We start from the raw sequence: 22,451 nt of genomic DNA on the forward strand, positions 1-22,451 counted from the left end.
TTAGGACAACCGGCCGTAAGCCTTCAACGTTTTCAAAATCTCGACGGTAAGCCAACCACGCCATTCCTGCTCGCCCGCCGGGCTGACCGCCGGGAACGTCAGCGCCCATCCGCCATCCTCCTGCTGGGTGTTGATCAACCAATCGAGGTGCTTCATGGTGTCTTCCTCCGAGATGAGCTTCGCTGCATAGCTTTCCGGCGTTGGTGCATAGTCCAACACTTTGTGAACGTACCCTTCAGCAAGCGGATCCATCTCGATTCCGTTTGGCCCCGTCAGCCAAGCATCCAACCGAGATCGGGCTTTCGCCGCCCGCTCCTGATCCGGTACGTGCTGCAGGAAGGAAATCCACTGGACAGCGTCATGGTAATCCCCGGGAAGGCCTTGCTCTATACATTCCCAGAGAAAGGCGATATTTTTTTGGAACCAATCTTCATGAAAAAAGTCGGTGCGTTCCTGTTGCCCCAGCAACATGCCGATGATGCTTCCCGTCGGGTTGATCGAGGGAACCCCGTCCTGCTCGGTCGTCCACCACGGTGCATGCGGATATCGGTTCACTTCCGTAGTTGCCCGCGGCAAGCCGCCGCCCGGCAGTGTCATAATGCGCAAGTAACGAAGCACACCGTCCATCAACTCCGCCCCAAATCCGCTCACCTCGCGAATCACCAACAACGCCGTTTCCGTGGCCACCGGCTGACTATGCGGACCGCGCATATCCGGCTCCAGCGCATGGCCAAAGCCGCCATCTGCGTTCTGGTACGGGCGAAGTGCACGAAGCACCTCCTCCGCGCTACCTCCTTCAAAGTGGTAAGCAAACCGCTTGCGATCGAGCAGCCGGGCATGCGAATAAATAAACGAACCTGCACGTTCCAACACATTCCGTTCTTTCATCTACATCCTCGTCTCCTTCATCACTTCGGATTCGAATACCCAATCGGGATTAAAAACAACCTCCCACAAATGCCCGTCGGGATCTTGAAAATATCCGGAATATCCTCCCCAGAACGTGTCGTGAGGCGGAACCACGATCTTCGCTCCTGCGGCTTTTGCTTGCTCCAACACCTCATCCACTTCTGCTTTGCTCGCCACATTGTGGCCCAGCGTAACTTCCGTTGGACTTGGAGCATGAAGCGTTAGACCAGTGTCATGGGCGATATCCGCCCGCTTCCACAGCGCCAGCTTCAGTCCCGCCTGCAAATCGAAAAAGGCAACCGCTCCGTGCTCGAACTCTTGGCCTACGATCCCCTCCGTCGCCCAGCCAAGACCATCCCGATAAAAATGCACCGCTCTATCCAAATCCTCCACACCTATCGTTAATACTGACAATCTCGGTTTCATGCATTCACCCTCCTTTTTTCGTCGCAATCAACGCGTCTACACGTTCAAGCCGGCGAGATCGGGTTAAATCCGGTACCGCTCGGCCAGCTCCGCTGCGCGCTGATGCAGCTCCTCGCGCATCGTCTGGGGCTCAAGGACTTCCGCATCCCGGCCAAAACCAAAGAAATAGGAAACCGCCCAATCCCATTCCGAACCCGGCAGGGTACATTCGAGCCGCCACTCGGCCTCGCCCACCTGCTGCACCTCCTGACCAAAATGCGGATCCTGCTCCGCCAGCAGCGAACCGCGATACGTCAGCTTCACGCGCAGCCGGAAATCCTCTCTCCCGGTTGACGACCGGGGGGTCGCCCCTTTGGCGGCCTCTCCCCTGCCGCCACCTGCGCCCGGTGGGGGAGGGATCTCGGCCGCCTCAACGAAGCGATCGACGCGGAACGTTCGCTTCTCCCCGTGCTCCAGTGACTCGGCTTCGCAGTACCAGAAGCCGTGCGCGGCGTATACGCGCAGCGGCTTCAACGTCAGCTGCCGGCGATAATTCAGCGAGCGGTACTCCGCTCGGATCCACTTCCCGCCGGCGGCATACGCCATCAAGGCGCTGAGGAACGGCGCCTGGATGCCGCGCTCCGGCACCTCCATCTCCACGTGCCGGAGCAATGGAGCAATTTGCCCCAGCATTTGCTCGGGCAAAGCGGAGCGGATCTTGTCGGCGACGGTCCGTTTCGCCTCGCGAAAAGGGCTGTCGGCGTATTTGCCGATGCCGTCCAAAGCCAGCAGGACGGTCAGCGCCTCCCCGGCGTCCAGCTGCAGCGGCGGCAGCCGAAAGCCGTCCATCAGGCGATAACCGCCGCCCGGCCCTGGAAGCGCAACCAAAGGAATGCCGATTTCCGCCAAGGCCTGCATATCGCGAAGCACCGTCCGCTTGGACACCTCCAGCTTGTCCGCTAAGGATTGCGCGGTCTCCGGACGTTGCTGCAGTGCCATCACAATCGCCATCATCCGGTCCATTCGGTTCATCGCGCTTGGGTTCCCCTCCCGTTATCATCACTATAGCAAACGAATGGTGACAACAGATTGTCACCAATTCAACCGTTTATTTTTATTCTAGCTATGTATACAAAAAAACACAGCCCTATAAAGAGCTGTGTCTTTCATTATCGCGCTTAGTACCAAACTTTATAAGTGATCCGTTAAACGGAATTGATCTTATAATTTGATTACGTTAGCAGCTTGAGGACCACGGTTGCCGTCAGTGATTTCGAACTCAACGGCTTGGCCTTCTTCTAGAGTTTTGAAACCTTCACCTTGAATAGCGGAGAAGTGTACGAATACGTCTTCGCCACCTTCAACTTGGATGAAGCCATAGCCTTTTTCTGCGTTAAACCATTTAACTGTACCTTTCAAATGAACAACCTCCTAAAAATAATCGCCATCATTGACGAATACCCATATTATACTCTATGCCCACCGACAATGCAACGTGTCTGTTTGCCCACAACTTTTCGCACGAAAAACGCCGCCAGAATCGTATGGTTTCATTTGCTTTCCTCGGGGGCGTGAGTTATCATTTTACATAAAATATTCCCACTATACTGCGGGTTTCATACCTGCGGAGCAAAGCCAAAGATTGGAGAACGTCAGAGATGATCAAAAAACACGAAATCTACAAAAAAGACAAATGGAATATGATGACGGTAGAAGTTCAGGGCAGATACATCGTTCTCCGTGAAATTTCCGACCAATGGGGCGAGGAATCGCACACCTTCCTCAGTCGCCCAGCCATGATGGATTGGGTGAAGCGCCGGTTCCCGAAAGAGGAATATACCGGCAACGAGGCGGAATGGAATGAAATTATGAACGCGTTTAAACAGGTGTAGCCCGCCGTTCAATCTCGTACGAAACGGAGCATGGATTATGATGGACACTTCCAATCTCTTGATCTTCATTATTTGCGCTTTTGCGCTGGGCATCGTGGTCATCCTGAACAAGGATCGGCTGGAGCCGCGTCTTAGGCGTGGTCTTGCCCTAGCCTCCGTCGTGCTGATTGCACTGGCGTTTGGGCTGATGATTTACAGCTTCCTTGTTTGATCCCCTATATTTCCTGCAGCAGGCGGTCATACTAAGAAAATGCCCAAAGCGAACTGGACCCTAAGGTTCGGATCACGTTGGGCTCCCGATATTCTAAAGGGAGGTTTTCTTGGTATGCGATCGAAGCGCATTTCACGTGCGATTCCCCTGTTGCTCACCGGCTCCCTGCTCGCTGCCGCATTCCCGGGCAGTGCTGCGATGGGCCAGCCGACCTTATATTACCCAGACCAAAGGAGGATTCCGATGAGCACCGTAATGAAACGTTCTGAAGTACCCAAAGAGCACACATGGCAGCTCCAGGATTTGTTCCCTGATCAAGCTGCTTGGGACAAATCGTATAACGACCTTAAGGCGTTGAAAGACAAAGCCGCCGAATTCGAAGGCAAACTGACGGATGCACAACATATCAAAGCCGTGTTTGAACTGGAAGATGAGCTTTCACTGCAAATTGAGCGGCTCTACGTATACGCCCATCTTCATCACGATGAGGACACCACCAACCCTACATATCAGGCCCTAGTGCAAAAAGCCAAAAAGTTAAGCGTTGAAGTCAGCGAGGCCTTGTCATTTATTACGCCGGAAATTTTGGCCCTGCCGGAGCAGGAGCTCGACAAGCTGATTAACGATCCTGCGCTGGCGGATTACAAGTTCACCTTGCAGGAAATCAAACGTGAAAAGGCGCATGTTCTCAGCAAAACGGAAGAAGCGTTGCTTGCCCAAGTGGGCAATTTGTCGCAGGCGCCGCAGCAAATTTTTGGCATGATCAACAATGCCGATATGAAATTCCCGAAAATCAAAGACGAAAACGGAAACGAAGTGGATTTAACCCACGGCAGCTACATTCAGTTCCTTGAGAATCCTAATCGCGAAGTTCGCGAGCGGGCATTCAAAGCTGTTTACGAAACCTATCGGAAGCAGAAAAATACCATCGCTGCCACGCTGAGCGCGAACGTAAATAAGAACATGTTCTACTCGCGGGTTCGCAAATATCCTTCCGTGCTGGAAATGTCTCTTTATGGGGACAACATTCCGAAGGAAGTGTATACGAACCTGATCGACGCCGTGCATGAAAGCTTGCCGCTCCTGCAACGTTACATGAAGCTGCGCAAGAAGCTCCTGGGCGTTGACGAACTGCATATGTATGACTTGTTCGCTCCGCTCGTTGAGGAATACAAATGGGAAATCCCTTATGAAGAAGCGAAGAAAATTGTCGCGGAAGGACTCCAGCCGCTGGGCGAGGAGTACCTGAAGGTGCTGCGCGAAGGCTTCGAAAACCGCTGGATCGATGTGTACGAGAACGAAGGCAAACGCACCGGCGCTTACAGCTGGGGCGCTTACGGCACCCATCCTTACGTGCTGCTCAACCATAAGGACAATCTGAACAGCATGTTCACTTTGGCGCATGAGATGGGGCACGCGTTGCATTCGTATTTTTCGGATGAAGCCCTGAAATACCGTGATGCCCAATACACCATCTTCCTGGCTGAGGTCGCTTCGACAACCAACGAAGCGTTGCTGATGGATTATCTGCTTAAGAAATCCACGGATCCGAAACAGAAGCTGTACCTGCTGACTTACTACGCTGACCAGTTCCGGACCACGTTGTTCCGGCAAACGATGTTCGCCGAATTCGAGAAGCTCATCCATGAGCGGGCGGAAGCCGGTGAATCGCTCACGCCGCAGGAGTTGTCGGAAATTTATTACGACTTGAACGTGAAATACCATGGCAAAGACATGGTTGTGGATCAGGACATCGAAATGGAATGGGCACGGATCCCTCATTTCTATACGAGCTTCTACGTTTATAAATACGCTACCGGCTTCTCTGCAGCGACCAGCTTCTCGAAGCAAATTCTTGAAGAAGGCAAACCGGCGGTTGACCGTTACCTCGGCTTCCTGAAGAGCGGCGGCAGCGACTATTCGATTAACATTCTGAAAAAAGCCGGGGTCGACATGTCCTCGCCGCAGCCGATCCGCGAAGCGATGAGCGTGTTCGAGAACGTGATCGAGCAAATGGAACAGTTGACGAGTTAATCTGTCCTGGCCCCTATCGACTACAAAATCCCTTGCCCCAAGCGGACAAGGGATTTTATACTGTCCTAGAAGGAGGTGTACCCTCATGAAAATCCAATGGTCCCTAATTCTGGCTTTGGTCTTTGCCTTAATTACCTCCGTATTTGCAGTGATCAACGTCGATCCGGTGCAGGTCAATTTGCTGTTTGGCTCCGTCAGCCTGCCGTTAATTTTGCTGATCCTTGGCAGTACGCTGCTTGGCGGCATCATCGTCGGGGCGTTTGGCATTTACCGCGGTTATCGGCTGCAACGCGAAGTCAAGGGACTGCATGCGAAGCTTGTACATATCCAGGAAGCTACCGGCTATGTTTTCCCGGAACCGGAGAAACCAGAGCGCGGTAAAAAGAAGAAAGCTGCCAGCCATGAAGCTGAAACAGAAGCTGAATCGGCGGAGGAGGACTCCCCTATCCAGTCTTAATGCGGACTAAAGCATCCCACCTATCTTAAGGAGGTTTCCCATGAATATTCAACCGAATGAAACCTATATTTTAAATTTTCTCAAAACTTTGCTGGACACCCCAAGCCCAAGCGGCTTTACCCACAATATCATGACGCTTATCGGACGAGAGGCCGAAGCACTGGGCGTGCCTTGCAGCTTTAATGAAAAAGGCGGCGCGATCCTGACCATTCCTGGACGCGACTCGTCGCGGCGCATCGCCCTCAGCGGCCATGTGGACACGTTAGGTGCCATGGTGCGCGCCATCCGTTCGAACGGTACGCTGGCGATTACCTCGGTTGGCGGGTTCATGATGAACAGTATCGAGAACGAATACTGCCAAATCCACACCCGCAGCGGACGGGTATATACCGGCACGATCCTGTCGACCCATCCTTCCGTTCACGTCTACAGTGACGCCCGCGATTTCAAACGCGAGGAGAAGAACATGGAGGTCCGGATCGATGAGGTGGTGGAAAATAAAGAGGACGTGCTGAAGCTGGGGATTGGAGTTGGCGACTTCATTTCGTTTGATGCCCGCGCTGTAATCACGCCTAGCGGATTCATTAAATCCCGTCATCTGGACGACAAAGCCAGCGTGGCGGCCTTGTTCGGGCTGATCGAATCGATCCGCCGTGAAGGCTGGACGCCGCGCCATGATCTGGTGTTCCTCATCTCTAACTATGAGGAAGTAGGGCACGGCGCCTCCTGGATTCCGGATGGCGTGAACGAAATGATCGCCGTTGATATGGGCGCCATGGGCGATGATCTAAGCTGCAAAGAGACCGATGTCTCCATTTGCGCGAAGGACTCCAGCGGCCCTTACGATTATGAGATGACCACTCGGCTGATTGAACTGGCCAAAGGCCTTGGCATCCCACATGCTGTTGATATTTATCCGTATTACGGCTCTGATGCCTCGGCTTCCTTGCGGGGCGGCCACAATATCCGCGCCGCGCTAATCGGACCGGGCGTGCATGCCTCGCACGCTATGGAGCGGACGCATAAACTGGCGGTCATCAATACGACTCGCCTGCTTGCAGCTTATGTTGCCGATTAAGGAGCAACGCTGGGGAATCGCCATGGCTTCGGTCATGGCGATTTTTCTCATCATCCTGCTGATGATGAGCTGGGGCAGCCGCTACCTGATCCCCCGCCATTATGAATATCATGAGCTTACCGCAGCAAACGGTGTCAAACTGCATGCCTTAGTCGCCGATCCGGAGCGAATTGAACTGCGGGCGGCGGATCAGCCGTTGGGACGTTACCGCGTGTATGGGATGAACGGCGGTTTCTTTTATAACGATGCTGTGTTGTCGCTGGCAGTAATCAACGATCAGCCGGTCCAAGGTACGGCCGGTGGCTACGGCTCCGGCTGGTTCAACGCTAAATACGCCCGCGGCACGCTCGTCTGGGACGGCGCTGCGGGCAGCTTCTCGGTGCAGGTGGTCTCCGCCGCAAGCGAGCTGGCCGTTACGGACCGCACCCGCTATTTTGCCCAAGGCGGCGTCAGCATGAAGCTGCCGGATGACGCTGGATGGCGGGCCGCAGCGGTAGAAGCCGAGCACTTGCCGAATCCCGATGAGAACCGGCTCCGCTCCGGTCTCGCGTATGATGCCAGCGGCCGGCTGTGGCTGATCGTCACCCCCACCCGCTGCACCGCCGAAGCGTTCCGCACCGCCGTCAAATCGACCCTGGCCGACGGCGGGCTCGTCGACGGTATCTTCCTCGACGGCGACGGCTCCGCGCAGCTAAACGCCGCCGAAACTAAGCTATACGGCGATTCTCGCGAATTGCGGCAGATAATTGTGATTCGGTAAGAGAAAAACGCCTGTTCGTTAAATTAACGAACAGGCGTTTTTTCTAGTAGTCATTATGTAAGTCTATTATGCGCCGCCATTTTGACCAATCGCAATGGTAATAGGATGATCAACATGATTTGCACTTGGAGCAGTAAAAGCTAAAGAAATGAGCACTGCTAGAAAAACAACAACTTTAGATTTCATAAACTCCGTTTCACCTCACATACGATCTTGTTATATTTCTGACAGATCTCTATAGAAGCCATATGTCTATGATGTTCAAATAATACCATAAAATCTAGAAGCGCTTCCTTATTATTTATTATAACTGAATTTTCTAGACCTTGCATCAAATAATTAAAACCCGTTATGTAATCTTTTTTTCGAAGGTAATAACTAGTAAGGTCATATAAAAATTGATTGTAACAATTAGGTAGAACCTGATCTTTATATAAATCTTTTGTTTGTTTGAGATTGATATGTGCTTCGATTTCCGACTTAAATTTTTCTAGAATATGATCTACATCAATACTGTATCGGTTCGCAGCATACATAACGTTCGAAATGGACTGTATGAATTCATCAAGATTTTCTGCCATAAACTCTACGTATTCCGGCAGATAATCAATTTCACCACTCTTGAGTCGATTGACACAGATATTGGCCCTCGACCATTTTCGAAATAAATTTAACCAATGCTTAGTATCTTCATCCGTTTCACGCACCCAGCTCAAGTCAGCATACTGATAAGTATATTCCAACGCTTTAGCATAATCTTCTCTACCATCATACACTTCTGCACACAATAGTTTCGCGTAAACAATATAAACAAACATCGGTCTGTTAAGCCGACGTTGCATTTCGTAAAATTCTTTTTCTGAGCGTCTGTTACTGAAATAGAGCAGGCGTGCTTTGCGTTCCATCTCGAGAGCTAGAACCTCAAGCCGGTCCCACTCCCGAAGTGAACGGTACAGGTTAGCCAAATCCTTAAGCGCATCCAATTGTGTAACTTCATCCAAACGATCTACGAAAGGTTCAAATTGGTAAGCAATTTTGAGGTTGTGAGCTTGATCTGATCCAATCCGAATTTTAAACAACCGATACTGGCATAAAGCTAATCGCTCGGAATGCTGCCTCGTTTCACTCATGGCTACATTCTCATACAAAATTTCCGCAGCACCATATAATTCCTTCTCATAAAACTCCTCGGCCAATTCGAATAAGGACGTAGAATACGTCAAATTATCCAGTAACATACATATCGTTCTGCGAATGCAATCCAGCTTGTTTAACTCAGCGCATTTCCGAAGAAACGGAGCCACTCTCCGCCAATCGGGATTTCTCTCTTGCAGATAATCGCTAATATAATGATCATAATAATGCCCCATGGGTAAGCCCATGACCTCTGAAATCCGATCCAAATGATCGATGGTTAAGGTGCGGTTACCATTGAGAATATAACTTAACGTCCCCGCATTAATATTTAATTTGGCAGAGAATTGACTTAAACTTAACTCATTTTCTTTCATAAAGCAGTGAACTTCCGCCAGAATCGTTGCTGTACTCATTGGCTTTCTCACCACACATTCTTTAGATAAAATGAGGTTGGAATTATATGTATGAAATAAATATATCTTGTTTTCATACTATGGTCAATTTTGGTATTTTACAAGGAAGTAAAAAAATCCTTGCTCTCCCTGATTAAGAGACTGCAAGGATTTCCCTATGAAGTTATCCTAGTTGGCGTAAAAATATCCTTCTAATTCCTCACTATAAGTGAATTTAAGGACTAATGGGCAATCAAAAAAACCTTTAAGCCGCCATATTCCGCCCGCTCGAACTATTATATATGAAAAATCGATTAGATTTCGCTCGTTTTGGGGATTTCGCCGAAATCTATATGAAATTTCATATACATTTCGGCTTCCGAACCGCAAATCCCTCAATTCTATATGAAAAATCGAGTAGATTACGGGCGATTACCGCATAATAGAGAAAATGTACGCGAAAAATCGAGTACAATTGGGGTGGCTATCATTCCTGCACCTGTTGCAAGTACAACATCCAAGGCTGGACTGAAATTGCAGCGCAGCGCCCAAGTGCATGAACACTCACAACCACCCTCACCCGTTCCGTTGGGCTTCGATCTTCTCCGCCAGCTCATTCAGATACGTCCAACGCTCCATCAGGCGGTCCAGCTCCGCCTCCGCTTCCTGCTGTTGTTGGATCAGCTCTTGCAGGCGAACCGCATCGCTCGCCGCCGCTTCCATTTCCTCGGAAATAGCGGCAAGACGTTGCTCGGCGGCCTCGATGGTCGCGTCGATCGTTTCGAACTCCCGCTGCTCGTTATAGCTGAACTTCAGCTTCTCCCCGCGCCCCGCATTGCGGTTGCCCGTGTTGGCATCGGTTGCTGAACCTCCGGAAGCCACAGCTTCCGAAGTGCCGGCTTTCCGCGAGCCTGAACCCGCTGAACTGCCTTCGCTCCCTTTTCCAGCACCATGCGCATCGCTGCCCTGTGTCCGTTCCTCGTAATCGCTGTAGTCACCCACATGAACAGCAATGACTCCGCCACCCTCAAATGCCATAATCTTATCCACGGTACGGTCAAGGAAATACCGGTCATGGGAGACCACAAACACGGCGCCGGGGAACTCGTCCAAATACGCCTCCAGCACAGTTAACGTCTGAATATCGAGGTCGTTGGTCGGTTCGTCTAACAGCAAAACGTTAGGCGCTCCCATCAGCACGCGCAGCAGATACAGCCGCCGCTTCTCACCGCCTGACAGCTTGCCGATTGGCGTCCATTGCATGTCCGGCGGGAACAAGAAGCGCTCTAGCATTTGCGAGGCGGTAATCCGCGAGCCGTCCGCCGTCGTCACTACCTCTGCCGCTTCCTTGATATATTCGATCACCCGTTGCCGGCTGTCCATTTCCTGATGCTCCTGAGTAAAATAACCCAGCTTCACCGTCTGGCCCAGCACAATTTGACCGGCATCCGGCTCAATTCGCCCGGCGATCATGTTCAGCAACGTCGACTTCCCGCTGCCGTTGGGACCCACAATCCCAACACGGTCTCCCGGGACCGCCGTATAGGTCAGATCGCCGATGAGCAGACGGCCTTCGATGGATTTGCGAAGCCCTTCGATCTCCAAAATTTTGCGTCCCAACCGCGTTGAAGCCACTGAGATTTCGAGGTTATCGCTTTTGTATTCCGTCTTGGCCGCTTGCAGCTTCTCAAACCGTTCAATCCGCGCTTTCTGCTTCGTCGAGCGTGCCTTGGCTCCGCGGCGGATCCAGGCGAGCTCACCCCGCAGCAAATTTTGCCGTTTCTGTTCGGAGGCCGCTTCTCGCTCCTCACGCTCGCTCTTAAGCTCCAGGAAACGGCTGTAATTCGCCTCGTAGCGGAACAACCGGCCGTGATCCAGCTCCAGCATTACGTTGCAGACGCGGTCCAAAAAATAGCGATCATGCGTAATCAAGAGCAGCGCCCCACGCCGTTTCTGAAGATACGACTCCAGCCAAGCAACAGATTCATTGTCGATGTGGTTGGTGGGCTCGTCCATAATCAAAAGCTCCGATGGAAGGATTAACGCCGAAGCAAGCGCAACGCGCTTTCGCTGCCCTCCGGACAAGCTGCCCATATTCTGAGTAAAATCGGTGATGCCCAGCTTGGACAAGACGCTTTTGGCCTCACTGACCAGAGTCCATGTCTGCAATCGATCCATCTCCTGGGACAGCCGCGCCAGTTCCGCTTGCCGCCCCGCATCCCCCGGCTCCCGTTCCAGCGCTTCCTCGGCCTCCATATAAGCGGACACCACCTGAAGCTCAGGCCCGCCGCCTTGGAACACGCCGCGCAACACAGAAATGTCCGGGTCATATTCGGGATTTTGCGCCAGAAACGTCACGCGGACGTCCCGGTTAATGGCGACTTTGCCGGAGTCGGCTTGTTCCAGACCGGCGATCACCTTCAGAAACGTAGATTTACCCGTTCCGTTGACGCCGATGATGCCGATTTTATCGTTTTCGCCCATCCCAAAGGAAGCGTCCTGAAACAGCACTTTCTCCCCGTAGGTTTTGGTCAGATGCTCCACCGTTAATATATTCATGCTCAAATCCCTACTTTATCCTATCATCCCAATTCCCCAAGCCAACAAGCCGGCTGCCAGGGAACTGAGTAAATTCACCATATCATTATCCATCCAGCGAAAACCTCGCAGCACCACGGTCTTATGACCGCAATGCGTCGCTACCTCTACCTCTTTGCCGCAAACGACGCAGCGATGCATATATTGAACCGTCGCGCCCAGCCAGGAGTCGGCAAAGGCCCCGGCCAATCCGGAGATTCCGCCGATCAGCCCCCATTTCACCAGGGCAAGCAACGCGGAACCTACTCCGGCATAAGTGTCATCTCCGGTCCACATCCGCAGCAGCCAAGCTGCCCCGCCAATGCATACCGCACCGGCCAGCGCCGCCGTACTGCCCAGCAGCGTCACTCCGCCCGATGTTCCTGGAGGAACCCGGCGGCCGTTTAGAATCGAATGCGGCTCGCTTTTGCTAAGACCGCCCCATTCCGTTGCCCACGTGTCCGCCGTTACCGCAGCCATGGTGCCAACGAAGAAGTAGGCCCATGCCGGATCCGGCCAAAACAGGTTGCCGAGGCAAGCCAGCATCCCCAGCCCGCCGTTCGCCAGCACCTGCCCTGCGTCCCGGCGGCCGCTCTTGGCATACGATTTCTCCAGCTCCGCTTTACGTTCCCCGCGAAAATGCGAGAAGATCGACGAGCTGACGAAAAATAGCAGCAAGATCCCAAACCAGAACAAGTTGCCGGCCCCGTAGTATACCGTTCCCATAATAAATGCCGCCAGCATGCCGGAGAGCGATAACGATCGCTTCTTATAGGCGGCTGCAGACACGATTAGGGCGCAGAGCGCCCCAATAATCCAATCCATCATCATTTTGCCGAAGGACCAACCGCCACTGTGCAGCTGCCCAGCACTTTGTCGCCGTAGGACAGCTCCAGCTTGTCCCCTTGATAAACCGGGCCGACCCCTTCAGGTGTTCCGGTGAAAATCAAATCCCCTTCGCCCAGCCCGTAATGTTCAGCGATATAATCCACAATTTGCTGCAGCGGGAAAATCATCCGGCTGATATTGCCGCGCTGCACAATCTCCCCGTTCTTCCGCAGCACGAAATCTTCATTCGCCGTTTCCACCGTCCCGGGAAAAGCGATGTATGGCGTGATTGGCGCCGATTGCAGGAAGCCCTTGGCCGGCATCCAAGGATTCCCCTTATCTTTGACGATGTTCTGTACGTCACGCAGCGTGAAGTCAATCCCAAACGCGATCACATCCACTAACTCGTCAACCGTCATCCCCGGCTTATAATCGCGGGCGATCCGCAACACCAATTCCGCTTCATAATGCACCGAACCCCGGTCTGCCGGAAGCTCCAGCCCCCTGCCGTCCATGGCGGTCACCGCATGGGACGGTTTTAGGAAAATCATCGGCTCAGTTGGCACCTCATTGCCAAGCTCCTCAGCATGCGCCCGGTAGTTCCGGCCTACGCAATACACATTAGCGATCAATTTGTTCATCGTCATCTTCTCCTCCAGGGGATTATGGTTTCCCAATCGATATTTTCACTTTCCCGTTACGATCGCTTGGCGCCAAACATCCGGCCGGTTCGTGCAGAGCAGGATGTCAGGATGCATCGCCGCCACCTTCCGCAGCGACTTCACATCATCCATCGTCCAAGCCATCACTTCAATGCCGTGTTTGAACGCTTTGGCAGCCAGCTCTGCGGTTAATGCCCGATAATAAATCGATAAGAACGAACAGTGCAACAGCTTCAGCCGCAACAGCAAATCTTTGGGCTGCCGATCGATGATCAGCCCTGTGCGGATTCCTCGTCCGATCTCCTTGAGCTTCGCCAGGATTCGCGGTTCAAACGAAGTCAGCACCACCTCATGCTCCATATGCCGCCGTTTGACCGCAGCGACCACCTTTTCCTCCAGCCCGGGGTACATATTCCCTTCGGTCTTGATTTCCAGATTGACCCGCAGCCGTCCGGCGACGGCATCGAGAAATTCATCGAGGCTTGGCAGCCGCTCCCCGCGGTAAGCCTTGGATTTCCAACTCCCCGCATCCAACGTTTGCAGCTCCGCCCAAGTCTTGTCCTTGACCGGTCCCTTTCCGTTTGTCGTGCGGTTCAGCGTAAAATCATGAATCAACAAAGGCACGCCGTCCTTTGAACATTGTACATCAACTTCGATCCAGTGGACATCCTCCTGCTCCATGGCAAGCTGGACCGCAGCCATCGTGTTCTCCGGAGCAATTCCTGAGAAACCGCGATGAGCAACACATGGGTTACGCATGCTCTCGCCTCCTTCTGATCGGAAACGATCCTTCCACTTAGGTCTGGTCATCCCCCAACAGCGAAGTACCAGATTCTTGAATCCACCCGGTCTTCGAGGTGCTCACTTCTCCGTCCTCGGAGATTCTTACCCCCGGTGAGAAGCCCTCGATTTCTTTTAACAGCTTGCTTCCGTCCTCGGCGTTCATCGGCACAGGCTGCCCGAGTTCCGTACGGAACGGGATCAGCTTCAGATCGCAATCTCCGTCACGTGTGCAGGAAGCGGCGAACACCGCAGTTTCCCACGTCTTCGGATCCTTGGATTTCGTAAAAATAAAGTTGCCCGTACTGTAGGCAATCCATTTCCCTTTGTATTGCTCCAGCCCTTGCATTACATGCGCATGACCGCCGATGACCAGATCCGCACCGGCGTCAATGAAGGCGTGCGCCAGCTTCTGCTGGTGCTCCTCCAGCTTGGTCGTCCGCTCCTTGCCCCAATGGGCCATCACGAATACGAGATCTGCGTTTTTGCGCGCCGCTCGAATGGCGTTCAACGCAGCTTCCGGCGCATAGACCGAGGCTACGCCCGGTTTGTTCGCTCCGGCCACCCATCCCGGCTCCGGGACGACCCGGCTGAAGCCAAACAGGGCAATCTTAATCCCTCTGCGTTCCACATAAACTGGGGCGTACGCTTCCTTACTGTTCTTGCCAGCCCCGACATACATCACGTTTTGCTGCCGCAAAGCTTTCATCGTATCCAGGAGGCCGGAAACCCCTTGGTCTAACACATGGTTGTTCGCCAAATTCACAGCGTCCACGCCGGCTTGAGCCATCGGTCCAATCGCCTTTGGCGGCGATTTAAACACATAGGTTTTGTCCTCCGCCGGCTCCCCGCCGGTCGTAACCGGCGTCTCCAAATTCAGAACGCTTAAATCGTCGTTCTGGAATAATCCTCGCACGTACTCATACGGAAGCTCATAGCCCGCTTTCTCTAACCGCTCCTCCACTTTGCCGGAGAACATGGTGTCCCCTGCAAAATGAACCAACAGCCGATCCCCTTTGCCGTCTGCCTCGCTTAAGTCTCCACCATTGGACGGCAAATCCGCTGCTCCCTCTTGATCCTCGTCGCCGGTAACGGCGGCGTTATTTTCACCGGATGCGTTCTCACCTGGGTTCGTGGATTTCTGCCCCTTCTCGTCTTCCGTTCCTGCAGACCCAGCATCGTTGTCCTCCGGCTGCACGCTAGGAGCATCTTCGCTTGTCGTATCGCCAACAACTGACCCGTTGTCGCCCCAAGCTCCTGGCAGCTGCTGCTCCGTTCCCGAGTCCAATCTCGCTTGACCAGTGCGTTCCTCCAAATAAAAGTAAGCTCCCAGCACGAAAATTAAAGTGATGAGAGTCAAGTTCAACGTCAGCCAAATCCGATTTTGACGCCGCTTTTTTTCCTGCTGTTTTTTCTTGTATTTTTCCGACCTTGGTGGGTACATTACGGACTCCTTTTTGCATAGATCTATCGTTACGATGGAAGGCGCTGTCCCCCTTCCTTCGCGTTGTAAAGCCGACCGTTTGATTTTATTATATCAGGTCTGAGGAAATAAATAGAACCCCTCGCCTATTTTACGGGCAAGGGGTCAGGAAGTCCTATGTCAGGGCGGTTAGCCGGCCATCGCCTTAAGCTTGAGCGACCTTCAGCTGGTCGGCCAATTGCTCCGCCAGCTCCTTCGCTTGCTTGATGCAGTCAGGCAGACCAACGCCGTAAAACGCCGCTCCTGTTGCATATACGCCGGGCAGCTTCTGCGTGAGCTCGCTGCGCAGCTCCGCAACCTGCTGCAGATGGCCCACCGGATACTGCGGCATCGATTTAGGCAGCCGGGTAATTTCTGTGAACAACGGCCGAGCCGTAATGTTCATCAGCTGTTTCAAATCGCCGAGCACCAGCTCCAGCAGCTCCTCGTCAGGCAAGAACGTCTTCTCCTCGTCGCCGGAGCGGCCGACGTAACAGCGCAGCAGCATTTTGTCGTCCGGGCTCGTGTGCAGCCATTTGATGCCGGTCCATGTGCAGGCGGTAATGTTCATGCCTTCTTTGCGCGGCACGAGGAAGCCGGAGCCGTCAAATTGCCCGGTGACATCCTCGCGGTCAAAGGCCATAACCACATTGGCCACGGACACATAGTTCACCGCATCCAGCGCGGTCACATCCACATGCGGCCGCAGCAGCTCAGCAGCGGCAAACGCCGGCACCGTAACGATCACTTCATCCGCTGGGATCACCTCGCCCGAGGCAAGGACAACTTCATACACTTCCGTTCCGGTGCGACGAAGTTCCACCACCTCAGTGTGCAAGCGGCAATCCACATCCGACAGCGACTCGACTAAGCCGTTCACTAACGTCTTCAATCCTTTACGGAACGTGAGGAAGGCGCTGCGTTTAGTGCCGGTGTGCGTCTCCGTAGGCTTCTTCCCAGACATCATGCCTTTGATCAGACTGCCGTAAGCTCGTTCCACCTCGCCAAACTGCGGGAAGGTCGATTGCAGGCTGAGATGGTAAGTATCGCCAGCATAAATGCCCGCGAGCAGCGGCTCGGTGATGTTTTGCAGCACTTCGGCACCCAGCCGGCGCTCGATAAATGCGCCAAGCGACTCATCCTCTTCGCTGAGCCGAGGCGGCATCACGAGGTCCAGCATCGCCCGGGCTTTGCCACTCCATGAGACAAGACCGCTGCGCAAGAACGGCCCCAGCTCGGTCGGGATGCCCAGCACCAGCCCAGAAGGCATCGGATGCAGCTTCCCTTCGCTGACGATGTAGGTCTTCTTGGCCTCCGGATTCATCGAGACGAGTTCGCCTTCCAACCCCAGCTCCTTCGCCAGATCAATCATCGCCGTCTTGCGTGCCAGGAAAGAGTCCGGACCTTTCTCGATCACAAAATCGTCCTTCTCCAGTGTTTCAATTTTGCCGCCTAGGGAGCTCCCCTTCTCCAGCAGCGTAATTTGCGGGGTAACACCCCGTTCCTTGTAAAATTTCCGAACGTAAAAGGCCGCGGACAGACCGGTCAGCCCCCCGCCGATAATGACCACTTGACGTGAAGAATCACGCATGCCTTCTCATCTCTTTTCCCAAGATTTGATAATGACGTCGCTGAGCGCTTCCATATACAAAGGTTCGGTGTTCAGCGATTCGATCCGCTCCAGCCGCATATCCAGCTCTTTGGCGACTGTTTTAGCTTCGATGTCCAAATCGTACAGCACTTCCAGATGGTCCGACACGAAACCAACCGGAGCCACCAAGACGTCCTCTACCTGTTGCTCGCTTAATTCCTTCAACGTGTCCAAAATATCCGGCCCAAGCCAAGGGTCAGCGGTACGTCCGGCACTTTGCCACGTAAACTGCCAGTTCTTCACACCGGCTTTCTCGGCAACCGCTTGGGACGTCTCCAGCAGTTGATCCCGGTACGGATCGCCCATTTGCAAGATTTTCTCCGGCAGGCTGTGAGCGCTGAACAGCACTTTCACTTCATCACGCAAAGCGCCAGCCTCCTCGAACTGATCCAGCTTAGCGGATACACGTTGGGCGAACGCCTCAATCAGCTTCGGATGCATATGATAGCTCTCTACGAAGCGTGCCGACACTCCCAGTTCCTCCGCTTTCGCTTGTGCCCGCTTAATATACCCGCCGATGCTCATTACGGAATAATGCGGAGCAAGCACGATGCCAATCGCCTCACGGATGCCGTCTTTCGCCATCTGCTCTACGCCATCTTCAATAAAGGGATGAGCATGTTTTAATCCTTGGTAGCAGACAAATTCAACATCTAGGTTCGCGGACATCCGGTTCAAACTCTCCTGCAGAGCGGCAACCTGTTTATCGGTATTGGCGCGCAGCGGGAACACCCCGCCTACGATCGCCTCATACCGGCTGACCAGCTCCTGAAGTTGTTCTGCGGTTGGAGGATGTCCACGCCGAATATGCGTATAATACGCCTCAACCTGATCCATACTTTGCGGCGTGCCATAAGACATCACCAAAACTCCGATTTTTGACTTCACGATATCAATTCACCTCAAGTACAAAAGTTGTGTGGCTACATTCAATGCGGCTTAGTCTTACGCACGCCGTACAGGTTGATGCATGATGGCTTCTGCTGAATATTCGTGTACGAATTCCGTCAGCTCGCGCAGTTTTTCCAGCGAAACCTCCGGAAACAGACCATGGCCCAGGTTAAACACATATCCAGGGGCGGTCAGGCCGTCATCGATAATTTCCTTTGCTTGCGCTTTAATCACATCCATTGGTGCAGTGAGCACATACGGGTCCAAATTGCCTTGCATCGCAAATTTACCGCCCGTCCGGCGCCGGCCTTCTGTAATCGATACCCGCCAATCGAGGCCAACGGCATCGGCAGCGATATCCGTTAATGTCGGCAGCAACTCTCCCGAGCTGACACCAGGAAAATAAATTTTAGGTACATCCAAATCCTGAAGTTCGGCAAAAATACGGGTAATCGTTGGTAGTACATACCGCTGAAAATCTTTCGGAGCGAGCGCGCCTACCCAGCTGTCAAACAGTTGGAACGCCTTGCCTCCGCTTTCTACATGCTCCCGAAGGTAGGTGATCACCATATCACCCAGCTTGTCCATCAGTTTGAACCAAGCTTCTGGATCGCCGTACATCATCGCTTTCGTGCGGATATAGCTCTTGGACGGCCGCCCTTCGATCAAGTAGCTGGCAATCGTAAACGGAGCACCGGCAAATGTGATCAGCGGCACATCCAGCTCCTTGTCCAAAATCGCAATCGTTTCCAAGACATGCGATAAATCCTTGTGAACGTCGATCGGTCGAAGCCGCTCAATATCCGCAAGCGTACGGATCGGTTCTTCGATGACCGGGCCGATATTTTTGACGATATCGAATTTAACGCCCAGTGAAGCAACCGGATTCATAATATCGGAATACAAAATAGCCGCGTCCACGCCAAGCTTACGAACGGGCATCATGGTCACTTCCGCCGCCAGCTCCGGCTGCCGGCAAATTTCCAATAAGCTGTATTTCTCTTTGATTTTCCGGTAATCCGGATCATACCTGCCCGCCTGGCGCATGTACCAAACCGGAAGGCGATCCACCTCCTGCTTCCGCAGGGCCCGGATCAAGCGATCATTATAAGCCAAACCGCACGCCTCCAATACTCGTAGAAACCAAATTTTGATAACTGAACATTCAATCTACACTATAAACATTCTAATCTACATTATGCCCTACTTAAAAGTAAGTAACAACTATCACAACGTGGCGAACCTATGACAATCGGATGAAGATGCTATGAAGAATGCCCTGATCCCGGTTTTCAATGGTGTATACTGGTATAACTCTAAGTTTTTCACGCATCCTAGAACCTCAGCGAAAGGAAGTGAAAGCACAATTGAAAACTTGGAAGATAAATCTCATTGTGCTGTGGTTCGGGCAGTTTCTGGTCAACGCCGGGATGACGATGATTACACCGTTCCTCTCGCTGTATCTGGCGCGGGATTTGCACGTGCATGGAGAGCGGGCGATTGGGCTGTGGGCTGGAATGATTTTTGCTGCTAACTTCGCGACTTCGTTTATTTTTCAACCGATCTGGGGGAAGCTCGCCGACAAATACGGACGTAAGATTATGCTGCTCCGCTCCGGCTTCGGCATGGCCATCGTCATTACGTTGATGGGCTTCGCCACCCAGCCGTGGCACCTGCTTGGCCTGCGGTTGCTAAACGGAACGATCTCCGGCTTTAACCCCGCTTCTGTCGCACTGATCTCAGGTACAGCGCCGAAAGAGCGAATGGGTTTCGCGATGGGCACGATCCAGTCAGGCAACGTGGCTGGCACGATCCTCGGCCCCTTAATTGGCGGGTTGATGGCAGAGTGGATCGGATTTCGTCCGATTTTTTACATTACAGGGGTGCTGTTGTTTATCGCATCCATGCTGGCGCTCCTCTTCGTACGCGAGAAGTTCGATCGGGAGGAGGCGCTGCACACGCCGCAGCCTTCTGTATTGCAAGGCTTCCTGGAGCTGAACAAAACGCCGCAGCTCACCGCGTTATTCGCCGTAACCTTCTTGCTGCAGTTTGCGATGCTGAGCCCGATGTCGCTGCTGCCTCTCTATGTGGAGAAGCTTCATGGACAAACCGCAGACGTGGCGTTCTGGGCCGGATTTGTCAGCGCCGTGACGGGCATTTCCAATATGATCACTTCGCCGATACTCGGCAGAATCAGCGACAAGCTGGGCGCTCACCGTATTCTGACCTTTTGCCTGATTGGAGCGGCGGCTACGCTGATTCCGCAGGCGTTCGTACAGACGGTGTGGCAATTGATCGCCATTCGGTTCCTGATGGGCGTGTTCATGGGGGGATTGCTGCCTAGCGTCAACGCGCTGATCCGCTTTTACACCCCGGACGGCATGGAGAGCCGGGCATTTGGGTTTAACAGCAGTACCCTCGCCTTGGGCAACATGATGGGTTCGCTGATTGGCGGCTTTCTCGCCGGGTACATCGGTATCGAGGGCTTGTTTGTAATCTCCGGCATCCTGCTGCTGATTAATATGCTCTGGGTGCGCGTGAAGCTGTATTCGCATCCAAAGCCGCGAATGCCAGCGCCGAGGTAGGCTGTAAGAGGTTGACTTATGTAAATAGTGTCGACCAGCGGTCTTACTGCTCGGAGAACCGAAGATAATTAACGGGAAAACCAACTGTTATTTCGAGGCCAATCCGCCGTTTTAGCATCATTAACAGCAAAAAGTAACGTTATTTCGGACAAATTTGCGCGATAGTGCGCTTTTCCCCAAAATTAACGGCAGGTTTTACTGTTATTCTTCGCAGATGGGGAATACCTTCGAAATTAACGTTAGGATTTACAGTTAAATATCCCAAGTAAAAAAAGCCGGGACAATCTCCCGACTTTTCTTCAAAAATATAAAGTTACTTCTGCACCGTCGCATTATACTGCTTGATCTTCTCGGTAATTTGCTTGGCGGCGTCTTCCAATGCTTGCTTCGGCGGTTTTTGTCCGTTCAGCACTTCCTCGATCGCCCCTTCCACGAATTGACGCGCTTCCGGGAAGACGCCCATCAACGCACCGGAGGTCGCCGTAGATTCCGTCGATGCATGCAGCTGATCAACAGCGGTCTGGAACTGCGGATATTTCGCCATATTATCCTTCAGCACCTGCTCGTCGTAAGCTGCTTTCGTGATCGGGAAGTAGCCGGTGTTTACGCTCCATTTCGCCTGCGCAGCCGGAGAGGTTACGTATTTAATAAACTCCCATGCCGCTTTTTGCTCTTCTTCCGATTTGTTGTTCATGATATACAAGCTTGCGCCCCCAACGATCACGCCGCCTTCTTTGGCGCTGGCGGGTCTTGGCAGGAAGGCAGTGCCTACTTCGAATTTGTCGCCAACCGCTCCTACGATGTTACGCAGTGCCGCCGTTGAATTTAAGGTCATCGCCACTTGGCCTGCAGCAAAGGCAGCGTCCGTGTCATCGGTATTGCGGCCCAAATTAGCGACAACTCCGTTGTCCACCATTCTTTTCCACCACTCCAGAATGTTCACCCCCGCCTCCGATGCGAGCAGCGACTCGGTGGCATCCGCTTCACGTCCGTTGCCGTTGTTCACGTAATCGGCATTTTGGCTGGCAAACCACTGCTCGATGAGCCAAGCATAAACTGCAATCGCCGCGCCTGGCTGCCCTTTCTTGCTCAACGCGGTAGCTGCCGCTTCAAACTCCTCAAACGTTTTCGGCGGATTTTCCGGATCCAGACCTGCGGCTTTGAAGGCATCCTTGTTGTAGTAAAGTATCGGGTTCGACGTATTAAACGGCATAGCATTTAACTGGCCGCCGATCGTGTAATAGCGAGTAATGTTAGGTTCTAACTGCGAGAGATCATAGCCGTCTGCGTCAATAAACTTCTGCACCGGTGTAATCGCCTTGGAGTCGATCATAAATTTGCTGCCGATTTCGTACACTTGGATCAAGTGTGGGCCGCTGTTCGAGCCCATCGAAGCTTTCAGCTTATTTAAGCTCTCATCGTAACTTCCTTGGAACACAGCTTCCACTTCAATATCGGATTGGCTCGCATTAAAATCCGAGACGAGCTCGTTAATAGCCTTCTCATTCGCCCCTGACATCGAGTGCCACCAGGTCAGGTGAATCGGCTTCTTCCCCGAGCTGGCGCTTGCCGAATTGTCGCTGCGGGTATTGGTTCCCCCGGTTGCCGCACTGCTTCCTGCGTCATTCCCATTCCCGCCGCACCCGGCAATAACGATCATCAACGCTGCCATGGCCAGCAGCATGCTTTTGAAGCAAAACCTTTTCATTGTTCGAACCTCTCCTTAAGTAAAATGATTTT

At 53.0% G+C, this 22,451-nt stretch carries 21 protein-coding genes; 7 read left to right on the forward strand and 14 right to left on the reverse strand.

The window, feature by feature from the left end; all coding sequences use genetic code 11:
- From C812_RS11125 to C812_RS11140, 4 genes are all read right to left on the reverse strand, one after another.
- On the reverse strand, nt 1-888 hold the full coding sequence (locus tag C812_RS11125) for a prenyltransferase/squalene oxidase repeat-containing protein (protein ID WP_016312757.1): 888 nt from the start codon (nt 886-888) through the stop codon (nt 1-3).
- Complete coding sequence (locus C812_RS11130; RefSeq protein WP_016312758.1) at nt 889-1,335, reverse strand: VOC family protein; 447 nt, start codon at nt 1,333-1,335, stop codon at nt 889-891. It lies immediately after the preceding gene.
- Between the two features lie 63 nt (nt 1,336-1,398).
- Nucleotides 1,399-2,346, reverse strand: coding sequence for a helix-turn-helix transcriptional regulator (locus tag C812_RS11135; protein ID WP_016312759.1), 948 nt, complete (start codon nt 2,344-2,346; stop codon nt 1,399-1,401).
- A 189-nt stretch (nt 2,347-2,535) separates the two neighbouring features.
- Nucleotides 2,536-2,733, reverse strand: coding sequence for a cold shock domain-containing protein (locus tag C812_RS11140; RefSeq protein WP_009222768.1), 198 nt, complete (start codon nt 2,731-2,733; stop codon nt 2,536-2,538).
- Between the two features lie 239 nt (nt 2,734-2,972).
- Between C812_RS11140 and C812_RS11145 the strand changes: the two genes are divergently transcribed.
- The 6 genes from C812_RS11145 (at nt 2,973) to C812_RS11170 (ending at nt 7,746) form a co-directional block, all read left to right on the forward strand.
- The gene (locus C812_RS11145) at nt 2,973-3,206 is read left to right on the forward strand and encodes a hypothetical protein (protein ID WP_016312760.1); all 234 of its coding nucleotides are present in this window, start codon (nt 2,973-2,975) and stop codon (nt 3,204-3,206) included.
- Between the two features lie 40 nt (nt 3,207-3,246).
- Entirely contained in the window at nt 3,247-3,417 is a 171-nt protein-coding gene (locus C812_RS22270) for a hypothetical protein (RefSeq protein ID WP_036625343.1), read from the forward strand.
- A gap of 243 nt (nt 3,418-3,660) precedes the next feature.
- On the forward strand, nt 3,661-5,451 hold the full coding sequence (gene pepF / locus C812_RS11155; RefSeq protein WP_036625346.1) for an oligoendopeptidase F: 1,791 nt from the start codon (nt 3,661-3,663) through the stop codon (nt 5,449-5,451).
- A gap of 85 nt (nt 5,452-5,536) precedes the next feature.
- A complete protein-coding gene (locus C812_RS11160) occupies nt 5,537-5,908 on the forward strand; it encodes a LapA family protein (protein WP_016312763.1) in 372 nt (123 codons plus the stop codon).
- Between the two features lie 40 nt (nt 5,909-5,948).
- Nucleotides 5,949-6,986, forward strand: coding sequence for a M42 family metallopeptidase (locus tag C812_RS11165; protein WP_016312764.1), 1,038 nt, complete (start codon nt 5,949-5,951; stop codon nt 6,984-6,986).
- Entirely contained in the window at nt 6,973-7,746 is a 774-nt protein-coding gene (locus C812_RS11170; RefSeq protein WP_036625096.1) for a hypothetical protein, read from the forward strand. Before C812_RS11165 ends, C812_RS11170 begins: the two co-directional genes overlap by 14 nt.
- Nucleotides 7,747-7,928: 182 nt before the next feature.
- Here the strand turns inward: C812_RS11170 and C812_RS11175 are convergent, their stop codons facing one another.
- From C812_RS11175 to hemE, 9 genes are all read right to left on the reverse strand, one after another.
- Nucleotides 7,929-9,296 carry a helix-turn-helix domain-containing protein gene (locus C812_RS11175; protein WP_016312766.1) on the reverse strand — a complete coding sequence of 456 codons (1,368 nt, stop codon included), beginning with the start codon at nt 9,294-9,296 and terminating at the stop codon, nt 7,929-7,931.
- A 555-nt stretch (nt 9,297-9,851) separates the two neighbouring features.
- Entirely contained in the window at nt 9,852-11,834 is a 1,983-nt protein-coding gene (locus tag C812_RS11180) for an ABC-F family ATP-binding cassette domain-containing protein (RefSeq protein WP_016312767.1), read from the reverse strand.
- Between the two features lie 15 nt (nt 11,835-11,849).
- Nucleotides 11,850-12,677, reverse strand: coding sequence for a DUF92 domain-containing protein (locus C812_RS11185; RefSeq protein WP_036625349.1), 828 nt, complete (start codon nt 12,675-12,677; stop codon nt 11,850-11,852).
- A gap of 2 nt (nt 12,678-12,679) precedes the next feature.
- On the reverse strand, nt 12,680-13,321 hold the full coding sequence (locus tag C812_RS11190) for a fumarylacetoacetate hydrolase family protein (RefSeq protein ID WP_036625102.1): 642 nt from the start codon (nt 13,319-13,321) through the stop codon (nt 12,680-12,682).
- 45 nt (nt 13,322-13,366) lie between these two features.
- Nucleotides 13,367-14,101 (reverse strand): glycerophosphodiester phosphodiesterase, encoded by a 735-nt coding sequence (locus C812_RS11195; RefSeq protein ID WP_009222756.1) that lies wholly within the window; start codon nt 14,099-14,101, stop codon nt 13,367-13,369.
- Nucleotides 14,102-14,138: 37 nt separating this feature from the next.
- Complete coding sequence (locus C812_RS11200; protein ID WP_016312770.1) at nt 14,139-15,566, reverse strand: CapA family protein; 1,428 nt, start codon at nt 15,564-15,566, stop codon at nt 14,139-14,141.
- A gap of 184 nt (nt 15,567-15,750) precedes the next feature.
- Nucleotides 15,751-17,175 carry a protoporphyrinogen oxidase gene (hemG, locus tag C812_RS11205; protein ID WP_016312771.1) on the reverse strand — a complete coding sequence of 475 codons (1,425 nt, stop codon included), beginning with the start codon at nt 17,173-17,175 and terminating at the stop codon, nt 15,751-15,753.
- Between the two features lie 6 nt (nt 17,176-17,181).
- Entirely contained in the window at nt 17,182-18,123 is a 942-nt protein-coding gene (gene hemH / locus C812_RS11210) for a ferrochelatase (RefSeq protein ID WP_036625105.1), read from the reverse strand.
- 57 nt (nt 18,124-18,180) lie between these two features.
- Nucleotides 18,181-19,242, reverse strand: a complete 1,062-nt coding sequence (gene hemE / locus C812_RS11215; protein ID WP_016312773.1) for a uroporphyrinogen decarboxylase — start codon at nt 19,240-19,242, stop codon at nt 18,181-18,183.
- Nucleotides 19,243-19,493: 251 nt separating this feature from the next.
- On the opposite strand from hemE, the gene C812_RS11220 reads away from it, so the two are divergent.
- Nucleotides 19,494-20,711, forward strand: coding sequence for an MFS transporter (locus tag C812_RS11220; RefSeq protein ID WP_016312774.1), 1,218 nt, complete (start codon nt 19,494-19,496; stop codon nt 20,709-20,711).
- Between the two features lie 313 nt (nt 20,712-21,024).
- On the opposite strand, the gene C812_RS11225 is transcribed toward C812_RS11220, so the two are convergent.
- Nucleotides 21,025-22,419, reverse strand: coding sequence for an ABC transporter substrate-binding protein (locus C812_RS11225; RefSeq protein ID WP_016312775.1), 1,395 nt, complete (start codon nt 22,417-22,419; stop codon nt 21,025-21,027).
- Nucleotides 22,420-22,451 lie beyond the last annotated feature (32 nt).

The sequence above is a fragment of the Paenibacillus barengoltzii G22 genome, from assembly GCF_000403375.2.
Taxonomy (GTDB): Bacteria; Bacillota; Bacilli; order Paenibacillales; family Paenibacillaceae; genus Fontibacillus; species Fontibacillus barengoltzii.